The organism is Virgisporangium aurantiacum (assembly GCF_016863635.1).
GTDB lineage: Bacteria > Actinomycetota > Actinomycetes > Mycobacteriales > Micromonosporaceae > Virgisporangium > Virgisporangium aurantiacum.
On sequence record NZ_BOPG01000033.1, the window covers coordinates 231,645 to 246,330 of the forward strand.

Annotated in this window: 13 protein-coding genes; 8 read left to right on the forward strand and 5 right to left on the reverse strand. The window is 73.3% G+C overall.

Annotation, left to right across the window (positions count from 1 at the left end):
* Positions 1-4 precede the first annotated feature (4 nt).
* Positions 5-748, forward strand: a complete 744-nt coding sequence (locus Vau01_RS26690; RefSeq protein ID WP_203997637.1) for an SDR family oxidoreductase — start codon at positions 5-7, stop codon at positions 746-748.
* On the opposite strand, the gene Vau01_RS26695 is transcribed toward Vau01_RS26690, so the two are convergent.
* On the reverse strand, positions 745-1,122 hold the full coding sequence (locus Vau01_RS26695; protein ID WP_203997639.1) for a VOC family protein: 378 nt from the start codon (positions 1,120-1,122) through the stop codon (positions 745-747). The genes Vau01_RS26690 and Vau01_RS26695 overlap by 4 nt on opposite strands.
* A gap of 53 nt (positions 1,123-1,175) precedes the next feature.
* Here Vau01_RS26695 and Vau01_RS26700 point away from each other — a divergent pair, with 53 nt between their 5' ends.
* Positions 1,176-2,423, forward strand: a complete 1,248-nt coding sequence (locus Vau01_RS26700; protein WP_203997642.1) for a M48 family metallopeptidase — start codon at positions 1,176-1,178, stop codon at positions 2,421-2,423.
* Here the strand turns inward: Vau01_RS26700 and Vau01_RS26705 are convergent.
* Positions 2,362-3,138 (reverse strand): class I SAM-dependent methyltransferase, encoded by a 777-nt coding sequence (locus Vau01_RS26705; protein ID WP_203997645.1) that lies wholly within the window; start codon positions 3,136-3,138, stop codon positions 2,362-2,364. The genes Vau01_RS26700 and Vau01_RS26705 overlap by 62 nt on opposite strands.
* Positions 3,139-3,143: 5 nt before the next feature.
* Positions 3,144-4,202 (reverse strand): hypothetical protein, encoded by a 1,059-nt coding sequence (locus Vau01_RS26710; RefSeq protein WP_203997647.1) that lies wholly within the window; start codon positions 4,200-4,202, stop codon positions 3,144-3,146.
* 207 nt (positions 4,203-4,409) lie between these two features.
* Here Vau01_RS26710 and Vau01_RS26715 point away from each other — a divergent pair, with 207 nt between their 5' ends.
* Positions 4,410-5,222 (forward strand): SAM-dependent methyltransferase, encoded by an 813-nt coding sequence (locus tag Vau01_RS26715; protein ID WP_203997649.1) that lies wholly within the window; start codon positions 4,410-4,412, stop codon positions 5,220-5,222.
* The gene (locus Vau01_RS26720; protein ID WP_203997652.1) at positions 5,219-6,970 is read left to right on the forward strand and encodes a putative bifunctional diguanylate cyclase/phosphodiesterase; all 1,752 of its coding nucleotides are present in this window, start codon (positions 5,219-5,221) and stop codon (positions 6,968-6,970) included. Before Vau01_RS26715 ends, Vau01_RS26720 begins: the two co-directional genes overlap by 4 nt.
* Here Vau01_RS26720 and Vau01_RS26725 read toward each other — a convergent pair.
* On the reverse strand, positions 6,852-8,339 hold the full coding sequence (locus tag Vau01_RS26725; RefSeq protein WP_203997655.1) for a serine hydrolase domain-containing protein: 1,488 nt from the start codon (positions 8,337-8,339) through the stop codon (positions 6,852-6,854). The genes Vau01_RS26720 and Vau01_RS26725 overlap by 119 nt on opposite strands.
* Before the next feature lie 79 nt (positions 8,340-8,418).
* Between Vau01_RS26725 and Vau01_RS26730 the strand changes: the two genes are divergently transcribed.
* The 4 genes from Vau01_RS26730 to Vau01_RS26745 all read left to right on the forward strand — a co-directional run bounded on the left by Vau01_RS26730 (position 8,419) and on the right by Vau01_RS26745 (position 11,796).
* Positions 8,419-9,054, forward strand: coding sequence for a TetR/AcrR family transcriptional regulator (locus Vau01_RS26730; RefSeq protein ID WP_203997658.1), 636 nt, complete (start codon positions 8,419-8,421; stop codon positions 9,052-9,054).
* 73 nt (positions 9,055-9,127) lie between these two features.
* A complete protein-coding gene (trpB, locus tag Vau01_RS26735; RefSeq protein ID WP_203997661.1) occupies positions 9,128-10,321 on the forward strand; it encodes a tryptophan synthase subunit beta in 1,194 nt (397 codons plus the stop codon).
* Complete coding sequence (gene trpA, locus Vau01_RS26740; RefSeq protein ID WP_239151867.1) at positions 10,318-11,040, forward strand: tryptophan synthase subunit alpha; 723 nt, start codon at positions 10,318-10,320, stop codon at positions 11,038-11,040. The genes trpB and trpA overlap by 4 nt, the downstream gene beginning before the upstream one ends.
* Before the next feature lie 18 nt (positions 11,041-11,058).
* The gene (locus Vau01_RS26745) at positions 11,059-11,796 is read left to right on the forward strand and encodes a GntR family transcriptional regulator (protein WP_203997664.1); all 738 of its coding nucleotides are present in this window, start codon (positions 11,059-11,061) and stop codon (positions 11,794-11,796) included.
* Here the strand turns inward: Vau01_RS26745 and Vau01_RS26750 are convergent.
* The gene (locus Vau01_RS26750) at positions 11,791-14,607 is read right to left on the reverse strand and encodes an AfsR/SARP family transcriptional regulator (protein ID WP_203997667.1); all 2,817 of its coding nucleotides are present in this window, start codon (positions 14,605-14,607) and stop codon (positions 11,791-11,793) included. The two genes, Vau01_RS26745 and Vau01_RS26750, sit on opposite strands and share 6 nt — an antisense overlap.
* Positions 14,608-14,686 lie beyond the last annotated feature (79 nt).

Consider the following 14,686-nt stretch of genomic DNA (forward strand, 5'->3'; position numbering starts at 1 on the left):
CCTTATGAGCACAGCACTTCAGGACAAGGTGGCCCTGGTCACCGGCGGCAGCCGCGGGATTGGCGCGGCCATCGCGCTCCGGCTGGCGGCCGACGGCGCCGACGTGGCCTTCACCTACCAAAGCAATCACGACCGTGCGGCCGGCGTCGTCGAGAAGATCAAGGATTCGGGACGCCGGGCGGTCGCGATCGTCGCCGACAGCGCCGACCCGGTGGCCGTCCGCGCCGCGGTCGAGCAGGCGGTCGGTGCACTGGGCCGCCTGGACGTGCTGGTCAACAACGCCGGCGTCGGCATACTGAAGCCGTTCACCGACGCCGGCGTCGACGAGTTCGACCGCACGATGGCCGTCAACGTGCGGGCCGCGTTCGTCGCCGCGCAGGCGGCGGTGCCGCACATGTCGGCCGGTGGCCGGATCGTCAACATCGGCAGCAACGTCGCCGACCGCACGGTGTTTCCGGGTTTCTCCATGTACGCGACGAGCAAGGCGGCGCTGGTCGGCCTCACCAAGGCGCTGGGCCGGGAACTCGGCCCGCGGGCCATCACCGTGAACCTCGTGCAGCCGGGCGCCACCGACACCGACCTGAACCCGGCCGACGGCCCCGACGCACCGGCGCAGGTCGCCCTGACGGCGCTGGGCCGCTACGCGTCGCCGGCCGAGGTCGCCGCCATGGTGGCGTATCTGGCCGGCCCGGAGGCCGCGTACGTCACCGGCGCCGCCCTCACCGTCGACGGCGGGTTCAACGTCTAACCGTGGTGGACGGCCTCCACGTTGTGGCCGTCGGGGTCGCGGAGGAACACGCCGTAGTAGCCCGGGTGGTACTCCGGCCACTCCCGGGGAGCGTGCAGCACCTCGACGCCCGCCGCCACGGCGGCCGCGTGCACCGCGTCGACGGCGGCGCGGTCGGGCGCGGTGAACGCGACGTGCAACTCCCGGGTCTCGGCGCCGGCGGTGGGTCCGAGCCAGAAGTCGGGCTTCCCGTCGGCCAACGACAGCCCGACGACGAAGGTGTCGCCGGCCGGAAACCGCAGCGCCTCCCGAAACCCCAGCGGCGCGAAGACCCGCAGGTAGAACTCGACCGAGGCGGGCACGTCGGCAACCTGAATCCCCAGATGATCGATCATGCCCCGAACCTAACCCACCCCCTGAGCCCGGGCAGGCGATAGGCTTCCGCGGCGTGTCAACTAGTGCGGTGTGCGGGCGGTGCGGCGCGTCCATGGTTTCGCTGCACGGGGCGGAGCCGTGGTGCGCGGCGTGCGGGAACGGGCTCGAGCGGTTCGACCCGGAGGAGAACGAGGTCATCGGCTGGCGGTGGCTCGACCGCGGGCTCTACTCGCTCGCCTTCCGGGAAACGCACGAGGAGTTCGAGCTTCTCGCGAACCGGCCCGTCCCGGCGAAGGGCCCGGCCGGCACCCGGATCGGCGTGCTGGCGATCTCGGTGGCGTTGCACCTCACCGTGCTGGCGTGTCTCGTCGGCGGGCTCTGGTTGTGCGTCCAGGATTTTCCGTCCTTCTGGCTTCTTCCCGGCGGGATTCTGGTGCTGATCGCGATCGAGCTGCGGCCGCGGTTCGGCCGGATGCAGGGCAAGGCGGTCACGCGGAGCGAGGCACCGGCGCTCTACGCGTTGGTCGACCGGGTCGCGGCGGCGGTCGGCGCGCCGCCGCCGCACGCCATCGTCGTCGACGAGGACTTCAACGCCAGCGCGGGCACGGTCGGCATTCGCCGGCGGCGGGTGCTCACGCTCGGGCTGCCGTTGTGGGGGGCGCTCGATCCGCAGGGGCGGGTGGCGCTGCTCGGGCACGAACTCGGCCACTTCGTCAACGGCGACGTGCGGCGGACGCTGCTCACCCAGCCGGTCTACACCACCCTGCCGGCGGTGATGCACTTCCTCTCGCCGTCGCGCGGGTCCGGGGCCGAGGGGATCGTCTCCTGGCTCGGTGGCTGGGTGTGGCGGGTGGTGGCCGCGGCGCTGCGGTGGGTGGTCCAGGTCGCCTGGCTGACGCTGCTGCGGCTGGCCCAGCGCGACGCCCAGCGCGCCGAGTACCTCGCCGACTCGATGGCCGCGACCGTCGCCGGTTCCGACGCCGCCCTCCGCGTGCTCGACGTCCTCCAGCTCGACGAGCCGGTGCTGGTCGAACTGCGCCGGGCGGCGCGCCGCAAGGAGTCCGCGTCGGTGTGGCCGGCGCTCGCGGCCCGCGCGGTCGCCGACGCCGCCGACACGATGCCGCTGCGGCGTCAGCTCAGCATCCGCGCCGACGTCTCGCTCACGGCGTCGCACCCGCCGACCGCGCTCCGGTCGCGGCTCCTCGGCACGCGGCCGCCGCTCGGGGCCGAAGTTCCATTGGACGCCCACACAGCGGGCCTCATCGAGGCCGAACTCGCCACCCGCTACGAGAACTGCGTGCGGTCGCTGGCGCTCCAGTGAGCACGGTCGCCCGGTGCACCCGCGTGACGTGCGGCATCGGGAAGTGGTCCCGCCCGGCCAGGTCGGGCGTGGTGGTGAGGCGGCGCACGGCGTCGAGCAGGGTACGGCGGTCGGCCGCCGAACCGACCAGGTACGGCGAACGGGTCATGGTGAGGTTCACCAGGCCGTCGGGCGTCATGCGGATGTCGTGCCGGAACCCGGCGGTCGCGACCGGGCCGAACAGCGGGCCGAGGTCGACGGCCGGGCGGCCGGCCGTCACGGCGTCGGCGCCGTCGATGATCTCGACGAACCGCACCGTCCAGGGCACGCCGAGGTCGGCGTCGTTCCACAGCGCGGCGAACACGCCCTCGGGACGCAGGACGCGCGCGATCTCCGCGGGCGCCCGCTCGGGATCGAACCAGTGGAACGCCTGCCCGGCCACCACCGCGTCGACGGACGCGGCCGGCAGGGGGACCGCTTCGGCCGTCCCCGTCAGAACCTCGACGCCCGGGCTGGCCTCGGCCAGGCGGTGCCGCATGCGGTCGTCGGGTTCGACGGCGACCACGTCGTGCCCGAGGTCGCGGAGCAGGCGGCTCAGGATCCCGGTGCCGGCGCCCAGATCGGCGACGCGCAGCGGGCGCCGGCCCAGCGCCCAGCGCACCGCGTCCGGCGCGTAGCCGGGCCGGTAGGCGTCGTACCGCTCGGCCTCCGAGCCGAACGAACGGGCGTGCTCCATGACCCTCAGTCCACCATCAGAACCGAGAACTCCGAATCGGCGGGCAGGTCGGTGGTGCGGTCGAAACAGTTGACCGTCGCGTCGCCGGGTCCCCACCACGCGATGTGGCAGTAGGTCGACGGGTTGCCGCGGGACCCGGCGGTGGCGTGCCCGCCGCCCATGGCGAGCCCGGGGAACGTCACCCGGTAGTTTCCGATGCCCCAGCGGGTGAAGCCGGTGGCGCCGCCCGCGTTCCGGTACCCGGCGAGGTACCACGACGTGAGGTCGTCGCTGAAGTACGAGTAGTGCGCGTTCGCCGACGCCGCACCGGTACCGAGCGCGCTGACGCCGTGGGCGTAGGTCACCACGAACCGGGTGTCGACGGGCGCACCGGCCGCGTCGTGGCAGAAGACCGCGATCGGCGTGGGCGTCTCGTCGTTCTCGCCGTGCACCTCGCACCGCGCCGGCCCGCGGCCGTACGCCGTCACCTGGTACACGCCGTCGTGGTGGTCGACCGGGTAATGGCTGTCGACAGTGCCGACGATCATCATGTAGACGCCCACCGACTGCCGCCACACCTGCGGGGTGCCGCCGGTGGAGTCGTACCACGACTTCGGCTCGTACGGCACGCCCAGCGGCGGTGACGCCTTGCTGGCGAACAGGTACGCCAGCGTGCCCGGCAGCCCGGTGCGGTTGGTGAAGCCGGCGACGAACCGCGTGTCGGCCGCCGTACCCGCGGCGTCGAAGCAGTGGACGTCGACGACCTGATCGCTCCCGCCGGACCGCCATCCGGCGACGGTGCAGATCGCGGTGTTGCCCGACCCGTACGGCCGCGCGTGCGCGACCCCGCCGCTGCCGGCCATGCCCTCGAACGTCAGCCGGTACACGCCCGCCGACGGCCGGTGGACGGTGATGTCGCCGCCGGTCGAGTTGTGCCTCCATGCGTGCCCGACGGTGTAGTCCACAGTGGAGGGTTGGTCGACCCACACGTAGCCGTCGACCGCGCCCGGCCCGGCGAAGGCGGGGACCGGCGCGAACAGGATCACGAGCAGCGCCGCCGCGAGCGCAATCGGGTACCGCCTCATGGGCGGCAGCGTGCGGCCGGAGGGGGAGCCGGAGCCCGGGTGTGTCATCCACCCGACACCGGCCCTGGCCGATCGGTCGACCGCGACTCTCCGTGATTCTTTGCTGACAATTCCCAGCTCAGGCCACTCGAATGGGTATCGAGGGTCCAACGTCGGACAAGTTCATTGATAATGGTCAGCGGTCACTGGTTAGGAAGGATCACGGTTATGCAGCCGTCGCCACCCGCTCCTGAGGATCTTGACATCGACACCGAGCGGCCAACCGCCGCCCGCGCCTACGACTACCTGCTCGGCGGCGACCACAACTTCGCCTCCGACCGGGAGATGATCCGCCAGGCCATGGAGTTCATGCCTGACCTGCCCATCCAGGCACAGGCGAACCGGGCCTTCCTGCACCGCGCGGTGACCTACCTGGCCGGCGCCGGCGTGCGGCAGTTCCTCGACATCGGCTCCGGCATCCCCACCCGGGGCAATGTGCACGAGGTCGCCCAGCTGGCGGCACCCGACGCGAAGGTCGTCTACGTCGACATCGATCCGGTGGCGGTCAGTCACGGCCGTCAGCTGCTGGCGGGTGATCCCCACACGACCGTCATCCAGGAGGACGCGCGTAACGCCGCCGAGATCATCAACCACCCCGACGTCCGGTCGCTGCTCGACTTCACCCGCCCGGTCGCCGTGCTCATGGTGGCGCTGCTGCACGTCATCCCGGACAGCGACGATCCGTACGGCATGGTGACGACGGTGCGGTCGGTCCTGGCGCCCGGCAGCTACCTGGCCATCGCGCACGGCACCGGCGACGGCCGGAAGGACGCCGAGCGGCTGGTCGAGATCTCCCGCCAGACCCCCACCACGATGACGCTGCGCGACCGCGCCGGCGTCCTGCGCTTCTTCGACGGCTTCGAGCTGGTCGAGCCGGGGCTGGTCTGGGCGCCGGAGTGGCGGCCCGAGTCGCCCGACGACGTTCCCGCCGAGCCCGCGCGCACCAGCAGCAACTACGTCGGCGTCGGGCGCCTGACATGAGTGATGCGGGCTCGGGCCTCGACGCGTTCGTCCGGGCCTGGGCACGGGAGATCATCGGCACCTCGTACGTGCCGATGACGCGCGCGCAGACCGTCGATTTCCTGCGGGGGCGGGCCGACCTGCTGGTCGGGTCGCTCACCGCCGAGACGTTCGACGCCGGCGCCGGCTACGCCGTGGGCACGACGCTGGCGCGCGCCGATTTCACCGCGCCGGAGGCGTTGGGGCGGACGATCGCGCTGATGAAGGCGCGGTTCCTCGCCGACGTCGGCCTGAGCACCGCTGTGCCGACCGACGCGGACTCCGCCGCGGAGGCCGATCGGCGGCTCGCGGCGTTGATCGGCGCGCTGGCCGAGGGGTTCGCCCGGGCCGTGCGCGACCGCACCCTCGACGCGCAGGACGACATGCGCCGCGCGGCCCTCCGGGCGAAGGCGGCGGCCGAGCGCGCGGTGCGCGACAGCGAGGCACGCGTGCTGCACGCCGCGCTGCACGACCAGCTGACCGGGCTGCCCAACCGGGCCCTGTTCACCCAGGAACTGGCCCGCACGCTCGCCGCCCCGCCGGCGCCGCGGCTGGCCGTCTGCTTCGTCGGGCTCGACCGGTTCAAGCTCATCAACGGGACGTTCGGACCGGCGGTCGGCGACCGCGTGCTGGTCCTCGTCGCGGAGCAGTTGCGGGCGCTGGCCGACGAGCACGACTGCCTCGTTGCGCGCATCGGCGGCGACGAGTTCGCTTTCCTCGTCCCCGATACGACCTGTACCGACGACGCGCTGAAGTTCGCCGACCGCGCGTTGCGGCGCATCGCCGAACCGGTGTGTCTCGACGGCCGCGACGTGCCGCTGTCGGCGAGCGCCGGTGTGCTGGAACGGTCGGCCGACGGCGGTGATCCCGAGGACGTGATGCGGGCGGTGGGCGTCACCCTGCAGTGGGCCAAGGCCGACGGCCGGGCCCGGTGCGCGCAGTTCGACCCCGACCGCAACACCGGCGACGTCGCCCGGTACGCGCTGTCGGCGGCGATGCCGGCCGGGCTGCGCAACGACGAGTTCGTGCTGTTCTACCAACCGCTGGTCGAGCTGGTTTCCGGGCAACCGGTCGGGATGGAGGCGCTGGCGCGCTGGCGGCATCCGGTGCGGGGCCTGTTGAGCCCCAACGAGTTCATCGGGCTGGCCGAGGACAGCGGGCTGATCGTCGGCCTCGGCCTGCGGTTGCTGGAGAAGGCGTGCCGGCAGGCCGAGGCGTGGCGGTGGCGGGGTCCGGGCGCGCCGTTCGTGAGCGTGAACCTTGCGGTGCAACAGATCCGGGACCCGGGGCTGGTCGCACAGGTCGCCGATGTGCTCGACCGGGTGGGCCTGCCGCCCGAACTGCTGCAACTGGAGATCACCGAGAGCGCCGTGATGAGCATCGACGACCACTCGCTCGGCACGCTGCGTGCGTTGCGGCGCCTCGGTGTCCGGCTGGTCATCGACGACTTCGGTACCGGCTACGCCAACCTGTCGTACCTGTGCGACCTTCCGGTCGACGGGCTCAAGCTCGCCGCCACGTTCATGCAGGGGCTCGACGACGACCCGGACTGCAAGCGGTCGGCGTTGCTGGACGCGATGGTGGCGGTCGGGCACCGGGTCGGGCTGTCCGTCACCGCGGAGGGCGTGGAGACGCCGGCTCAGGCCGACCGGCTGCGTCGGCTGGGGTGCGACCTGGCGCAGGGGTGGCTGTTCGGCCGGCCGGTTCCGCCGGAGGAGCTGTTCTCCTGACGTAGCCCGACGCGGCCCGGCCGGCCCGGATCAGCCCGAGCGCACCGGCCAGCCCGGCCACGGCGACGGTCGTCCAGCCGAGGTCGGGCGTCCACAGGAGCACCTGCCGGAGACCCGCGCCGAACGCGGCCGGCACCGCGAAGAGCATGGCGGCCACGAGCGCGCCGCAGCCGAGGGACCAGGCGATGTTCGACCCGCCTCTTCCCGTGACAGCCAGGCCGATACCGGCGAGCAGCGCCACGGCCACGACCACCAGCGCGACCAGGACGATCGTGAGCAGCCCGTCGGCCTCGCCCGGGTCCGGCCGCCCGCCGCGCAGGATCGTGGCGACGTCGAACGCCGCGGCGGCCAGCGCCGGATCGAGCGCCGGACTGTACACATTGGACAGTACGACCACCCCGGTGCGGGTCGCCGGCATCAGCACGACGTGGCTGAAGTAGCCGGGCGTGGCACCCGCGTGCCACACCAGCCGCGTGCCGTCGTCGGCAGCGGTGTCGCGCCACCCGAAGCCGTAGGTGCCCGGGTGGGTGTCGACCCGGCCGGTGTGCATCTCGTCCAGGCTCTCCGTCGACAGGATCCCGCCGCCGTCCCACTGGGCCGCGACGAACCGGGCGGCGTCGTCGACGCTCGCGGCCAGGTAGCCGTACGGGGCGCCGGACATGTCGTACGGCGGGTCGAACGCTCGCGGTCGCCCGAACCACATCCGGTGCCCCGGCGGCAGGTTGATGGCGGCGGCCTCCGCCGCCGTGGCCGCCGACCGTCGCATGCCCAGCGGGTCGAGCACGTGCTCCCGGAGGTAGGCGCCGAACGGCTGCCCGCTGACCGCCGCGACGATCGCACCGAGCACCGCGTAGTTCGCGTCGCTGTACCCGTGCCGGCCCGCCGGTCCGAGGTCGAGCCCGGCCAGGTCGCGGACGGTCCGGTCGAGCCCGCCGGGTGAGTTGTCGAACCGGTCGGTGAGGCCGCGGGTCGCGATCTCGGGCAGTCCGCTGGTGTGCGTGAGCAGTTGCCGCACGGTGACGCGGGCGGCGGCCGTCTCGTCGCGCAGCCGGAACCACGGCAGGTACCGCCGGGCCGGCGCGTCGAGGTCGACCCGCTTGGCCTCGACGAGTTGCATCACCGCCAGCGCCGTGACCGGCTTCGACACCGAGCCGAGCAGGAAAGGCGTCTGTCCGGTGACGGCCGCACCGGCACCGTCGCGTCCGATGGTCTGGGTGTGGATCACCTGTCCGTCGCGGACGATCGCCGCCGCCAGGCCGGGAATGTGATTCCGCGCGGCGTGCCGGCGCAGGTAATCGGCGATGGCATCGGTCTCCGCCTGGGCCGGCGCCGCCGGTATCAGGACCACCGCTCCGACCACCAATGACATCAACCACCGCATGACCATCCCCCATAACCGTATCGCCGTATGGTTATGGAGGTATACCGTACCGCGATATGGTTACGCAATGCCGAGGATCGCCGACCATGACGCCCGCCGCCGCCAGGTCGCCGCCGCGGTCGCCGACCTCGTCGCGAGCGACGGGCTCGACGGGGTCACCGTCGCCCGGACCGCCGCGACGGCCGGCATCTCGGTCGGCCTGGTGCAGCACTACTTCAAGTCCAAGGACGACATGCTGCTGTTCGCGTTCACCCACGTCCGCGACCGGATCGACGCACGGGTCGCGGAGGGCGTGGCGGCCGGCGTGCGGTCCGGCGCCCGGATCGAGCACGTGCTGCTCGACGCGCTGGGCGAACTCCTCCCGCTCGACGAGCGCCGCCACCGCGAATGCCGGGTCACGCTCGCGTTCGCCGGCCGCACCGTCGACAACCCGCGCCTCGCCGAGGCGCTGAACGCCGGCGCCGAGGGCGTGCGGGCCCGGCTGGCCGAGGCGATCCACAACGGCAAGGAGTGCGGCGAGGTCCCGGTGGAGACCGACGACCGCCTGGAGGCCGTCCGCTTACTGTCCCTTGTGGACGGTCTGGCGCTGCACGCCTTCACCGGCCCCGGATCGGTGTCACCGGACGCGGCCAGGGCCGCGCTCGCCCGTCACCTCGGCACCCTGTTCCCGGGCCCCTGCCACCACCCCCGCCCGGCGAAATAGGCCTGGCGCGGCGGTCGCCGCTGTGCTTCACTCTGTTCAAACAGTTCTAGAACTCTTCGAGGAGATATAGAACATGAGCGAGGTCCAGATCCGGCCGCGTGCCGGGCTGATGAGCGAGCCGACCGGGCGCGGGCGGTTCGGCGAGTTCGGCGGCGGCTACGTGCCCGAGTCGCTGGTGCCGGTCTGCCGGGAGGTGGCGGAGGCGTTCCGCGACGCGTGGGCGGATCCCGGTTTCCGGGGCACGCTGGACACGTTGCTGGCCGTGCACGCCGGCCGGCCCACCCCGCTGACGCCGGCCTGGCGCCTGTCCGCCGAACTCGGCATAACCCTGCTGCTCAAGCGGGAAGACCTGACCCACACCGGCTCCCACAAGATCAACAACGTGCTGGGGCAGGCGTTGCTGGCCCGGCGGATGGGCCGCACCCGGCTCATCGCCGAGACGGGCGCCGGCCAGCACGGCGTCGCCACGGCGACGGCCGCCGCGCTGCTCGGCCTGCGGGCAACCGTGTTCATGGGCGAACGCGACGTCGAGCGGCAGGCGCTCAACGTGTTCCGGATGACGGTGCTGGGCGCCGAGGTGGTGCCGGTCACCACCGGTAGCCGCACGCTCAAGGACGCCACCAGCCAGGCGATGCGCCACTGGGTCGGCGTCACCGACGATTCGTACTACTGCGTGGGTTCGGTCGTGGGCCCGCATCCCTATCCGTGGATGGTGCGCGAGTTCCAGCGGGTCATTGGCGACGAGGCGCGAAGGCAGTGCGCGGCGGAACTGGCCAGCGGGGTGCCCGACCACGTGGTGGCGTGCGTCGGCGGCGGCTCCAACGCGGCGGGCACGTTCGCCGGGTTCGTCGACACGTCGGCCCGGCTGGTCGGCGTCGAGGCTCTGGGCGGCGCCGGCGCGAGCCTCGGGAAGGTCGGCGTGCTCCACGGCGCGCGTTCGCTGTTCCTGCAGAACGACGACGGCCAGATCAGCGAGGCGCACTCGGTGGCCGCCGGGCTCGACTATCCGGGCGTCGGGCCGGAACACGCCTACCTGCGCGACCTCGGCCGGGCCCGGTACGAGACGGTCACCGACGCCGCCGCGGTCGACGCCGCGGTGCGGCTGGCCCGGGCCGAGGGCATCATTCCGGCGCTGGAGTCGGCGCACGCCGTCGCCTGGGTGATCCGCGCCGCCGAGAGCGGCGAACTACCCGCGGGGACGACCGTGCTGCTGACCCTGTCCGGGCGCGGCGACAAGGACACCACGGCGTTGATGGAGTTGATGTGACCATCTTCCGGTCCACCGGCCGCAAGCTTCTGATGCCGTACCTCACCGGGTTCGTCACCGACGACTGGACCGACCACCTGCGCGCGTTCGCCGACGCGGGCGCCGACGCGATCGAGGTCGGCCTGCCGTTCTCCGACCCGACCCTCGACGGCGCCACCGTCCAGGAGGCCAACGAGGCCGCGCTGGCGCGGGGCGCGACCGCATCCGCGATCCTCGCCGAGCTGGCCCGGCTCGCCGCCGACCTCCCGCCGTTGGTCATCAGCACGTACGCCAACCTCGCGCTGCGGCTGGCGCCCGCCGATCTCGCCGCCGCGGGCATCGCCGGCCTGATCGTCCCCGACCTGCCGCTCGACGAGATCGACCAGCTCGACGGCATCGACCTGGCCCTGCTCGTGGCGCCGTCGACGCCCGACGGGCGGCTGGCGGAGATCTGCCGCCGCAGCCGCGGCTTCGTCTACGCCGTGTCGGTCATGGGGACCACCGGCGAGCGGACGGAACTGGCCGCCACCGCCACCGCCCTGGTCGAGCGGATCCGGCCGGTGACCACCCTCCCGGTGCTGGTCGGCTTCGGCGTCTCGACGCCCGGGCACGCGGCCGAGGCCGCCCGCAGCGCCGACGGCGTCATCGTCGGCGCGGCGGTGCTGCGCCGCGTCCTCGATGGGGCGACGCCGTCCGAGATCGGGGCATACCTCGCTAAGATGCGCCTCGCACTGGATTAGCTGAGGAGGACGGCCACCGTGACGAGGTACCGGGGCATCGCCGCTGACCTCGCCGCGAAGATCCGGGCCGGTGACTACGCACCGGGCGAGGCGCTGCCGGCCCAACGCGACCTGAGCGCCTCGTACGGGGTCACGTTGATGACGCTGCGGCAGGCGCTGCGGCAACTGAGCGACGACGGGCTGATCGTCCAGCAGCCCGGCCGTGGAACGTTCGTCGCGCCGCCACACCTGGCCTACCGGTCGGGTGCCCTCCAGAGCCTCGCCGACGACCTGCGGAAACAGGGCCACGACGTCCGCACCACCGTGCTGGCGCGCACGGTGCGCCGGGCGCCGGCGACCATCGTCACCCAGCTCCGGATCCGCCCCGGAGACGCCGCCCTGCGGCTGGAACGCCTGCGCGAGTTCGCCGGTCGCCCGGCGGTCCACCAGGTCTCCTGGATCCGCCAGCCGCACGCCGACCGGATCCGCGACCGCGACTTCGGGGCCGTCTCCCTGTACGGCGCCCTCGCCGACGCCGGCGTGGTCGTGGCCCGGGCCACGGAGACGATCCGTCCGGGCGTCCTGACGCAGGCCACCGCCCGCCATCTGCAGGAGCCGCCCGGCGCCCCGGTGCTCACCAGCGACCGCGTCACCTACACGCTCGACGGCACCGCGCTGGTCGCCGACCGCGCGACGATCCTCGGCAGCATGATGGAGATCCGCACGGAACGCGCCGCCACCGGGCTGACGCTGAACTGGGGCGCGCCCCGGTCATAGCGCGCGAAGCTTGGCGCGGACGTCGCCGGCCTCCGGCAGGTCGCTCTCCTCGATCGAGTCCAATGCCTGCTGCCAGGCCAGGCGGGCGGCGTCGGGATCGCCCATGGCGCGGTGCGCGTCGCCGAGATGGTCGAGCAGAGCGAACTCGAACGACCGGTTGCGCGCCTCGGCCGTCCGGCACAGGTGCAGCGCCCGGTGGAAGCAGGCGGCGGCCTCCCGGTGGTCGCCGAGGCCGTTGTGCGCGACCCCGATGCTGTCGAGCGTGCCGGCCTGGCTGTGCGGGTCGCCGACCTCCTCGGCGATCGCGAGCGCCTTCCGGCAGCCGGCCAGGGCCTGCTCGTACTCGCCCAGTTGGGCGTGCGACCAGCCGGCCAAGTTCAGCGCGTGGGCGTACCCGATCCGGTGCCCGGTGGACTCGTAGGCGTGCGCGGCCAGGCCGGCGTGCTCGATCGCGGCCCGGTGCTCGCCCTGCTGCTGCAGGCTCATGGCCAGGTTGTTGTGGACGCTGGCCAGCCCCACCTGATCGCCGAGGTCGGCGTACAACGACATGGCGTGCCGCAGGTGCCGATGGGCGTCCGGGAACCGGCCGAGTTCCTGGAAGGCCAGCGCGATGCTGCGGCGCACCCGGGCCTGGGTCGCGACGTCGCCCAGCCGTTCAGCCGCGTCGAGCGCCACGGCCTGCGTGGTGACGCGGTCGACCCGGTGCCCGAGCCGCTGGAGGTACTCGGTCAGCGTCCACGCCAGTTGCCACGTGTGCGCGTCCAGGCGCGACCGGTTGGCCTGCTCGACCGCGGCGACGAGCACCCGGTGCTCCGCGGTGAACCAGGCGAGCGCGTCGTCGGCGGTGTCGACGCGGGCGAGGTCCAGGCCGGCCGGTGCCGGTGGGAGCGTGATCCGGTCCCGGTGCGGGTTGACCGCCCGGGCCGCGGCGTGGGCGCTGTACAGGTAGTGATCGAGCAGCCGGCGCAGCGCCGCCCGGCGGTCGTCGGCCGGGTCGTCGGCGTCGGCGAGTTCGGCCGCGAAGGCGCGGAGCAGGTCGTGGAAGGCGTACCGGCCGGGGGTCCGCTGCGTCACCAGTTGGGTCCGCGTCAGCTCGCCCAGGAGCTGCCGGGCGTGCGCGGCGGTGGTGCCGGCCAGGCTCGCGGCGGCGGCGAGCGAGATGTCGGGCCCCGCGGGGACGCTCAGCAGCCGGAAGAGCCGCTTCGCGTCGGCGGTCAGCGTCCGGTACGACCACGAGAACACCTGCCGCACGCCCGGCGCGACGGTGCCGTCGTCGAGCCCGTCGAGCCCGGTGTCGCGCAGTTCGCGGGCCAGCGCGGTCAGGGACGCGTCCGGGTAGCTCGCCGCGCGCGCCGCGACGATCGCGAGCGCCAGCGGCAGTCCGGCGCAGCGGGCGACGATGTCGTCGACGGCGGCGGCCTCCCGCGCGGTCCGGTCGCGACCGAGGCGCCGTGCCAGCAGTTCCCGCGGTTCGTCGCCGGACATGAGGTCGAGGCTCAGCGGGGCCGCGCCCTCGGCGGCGACCAGTCCCAGCAACGGGTCGCGGCTGGTGATCAGCGCGGCGCACCCCGGCGAGCTGGGCAGCAGCGGCCGGACCTGCTCCTCGTCGCGCGCGTTGTCGAGCAGGATCAGCATCCGCCGTCCGGCGAGCGTGCTGCGGTAGAGCGCGGCCTGCGCGTCGAGGTCGGTCGGAACGCGGTGCGGCGCGACGCCGAGCGCGTCGAGCAGATTCCGGATCGCCTCGGCAGGTTCCGCCGCGAGGCCGAGTGGACCGAATCCGCGGAGCTGGACGTACAACTGCCCGTCCGGGAACCGCTCGGCCGCCCGGTGGGCCCAGTGCAACGCCAGCGTCGTCTTGCCGACGCCGGCCGTTCCGCTGATGACGGCGATCGCGGCGGTCGCGGCGGTCGCCGAACCCGCGTCCTGGTGTAGCGCCGCGTCCAGCCGGTGGAGCTGGTCGGTGCGGCCGACGAAGTGCCGGGTCACGGCCGGAAGCTGCGCCGGCCGGACCGCCCCGCCGGTGACGGTGACGGCGTCGGTGTCGTCGGCTTTCGCGACCGCCTCTGTGGGCGGTTCGCTGCGGAGGATGGCCTCGTAACGGTGCCGCAGCTCGGCTCCCGGATCGACGCCGAGCTCCTCGGCCAGCGTCGACGCCACCTGCCGGTACACGGCCAGCGCGTCGGCCTGGCGGCCGGCCCGGTACAGCGCGAGCATCAACGCCGCCGCCAGGCGCTCGCGGAGCGGGTACCCGGCGACCAGGCCCGTCAGTTCGGCGATCAGCCCGTGGTCGATCCCGCACTCCAGCTCGCACTCGACGCACTGCTCCAGCGCCGTCAGCCGCAGCTCGTCGAGCCGTTCCGCCGCGCGGGCCACCGCGTCACCGTCGAGGCCGGCGAACGCGGTCCCGCGCCACAGGGACAGCGCCGCGCGGAGGGACCGCGCGGCGTCGGCCGGTGCGTTCCCGCCGGCGAGCCGTCGCCCCTCGGCCAACAACGCCTCGAACCGGCGCAGGTCCAGTTGATGGTCCTCGACGCACAGCCGGTACCCGCCGGACTCGCTGCGGATCACACCGGCGCCGCCGTGCCCGGTGAACGTTCGCCGGAGCAGGGATACCGCCGTGTGCACCTGCCGCCGGGCCGTCTCCGGCGGATCGTCCCACACCGACGCGACGAGCTCGGTGGTCGGAACCGTCGTGTTCGCCCGGAGCAGCAGGGTGGCGAGGATGGTCTGCTGCCGTCGCCCGCCTATCGCAACGGATCGGCCGCGGGCCCGGACCTCCAGCGGACCGAGGACCAGGAACTCCAACGGCACGGCTCAATATAACAATCGCCATCGATTGGCAAGCGATCCGGCGATGCACTTTCGAGGCTTGTCGAGAACCGTGCGGGTC

Bases quoted from the DNA above. Each gene is read 5' to 3' on its own strand.
- Vau01_RS26690 (WP_203997637.1), top strand. From the start codon at position 5: ATGAGCACAGCACTTCAGGACAAGGTGGCCCTGGTCACCGGCGGCAGC.
- Vau01_RS26695 (WP_203997639.1), bottom strand. From the start codon at position 1,122: ATGATCGATCATCTGGGGATTCAGGTTGCCGACGTGCCCGCCTCGGTC.
- Vau01_RS26705 (WP_203997645.1), bottom strand. From the start codon at position 3,138: ATGGAGCACGCCCGTTCGTTCGGCTCGGAGGCCGAGCGGTACGACGCC.
- Vau01_RS26710 (WP_203997647.1), bottom strand. From the start codon at position 4,202: ATGAGGCGGTACCCGATTGCGCTCGCGGCGGCGCTGCTCGTGATCCTG.
- Vau01_RS26715 (WP_203997649.1), top strand. From the start codon at position 4,410: ATGCAGCCGTCGCCACCCGCTCCTGAGGATCTTGACATCGACACCGAG.
- Vau01_RS26720 (WP_203997652.1), top strand. From the start codon at position 5,219: ATGAGTGATGCGGGCTCGGGCCTCGACGCGTTCGTCCGGGCCTGGGCA.
- Vau01_RS26725 (WP_203997655.1), bottom strand. From the start codon at position 8,339: ATGTCATTGGTGGTCGGAGCGGTGGTCCTGATACCGGCGGCGCCGGCC.
- Vau01_RS26730 (WP_203997658.1), top strand. From the start codon at position 8,419: ATGCCGAGGATCGCCGACCATGACGCCCGCCGCCGCCAGGTCGCCGCC.
- trpB (WP_203997661.1), top strand. From the start codon at position 9,128: ATGAGCGAGGTCCAGATCCGGCCGCGTGCCGGGCTGATGAGCGAGCCG.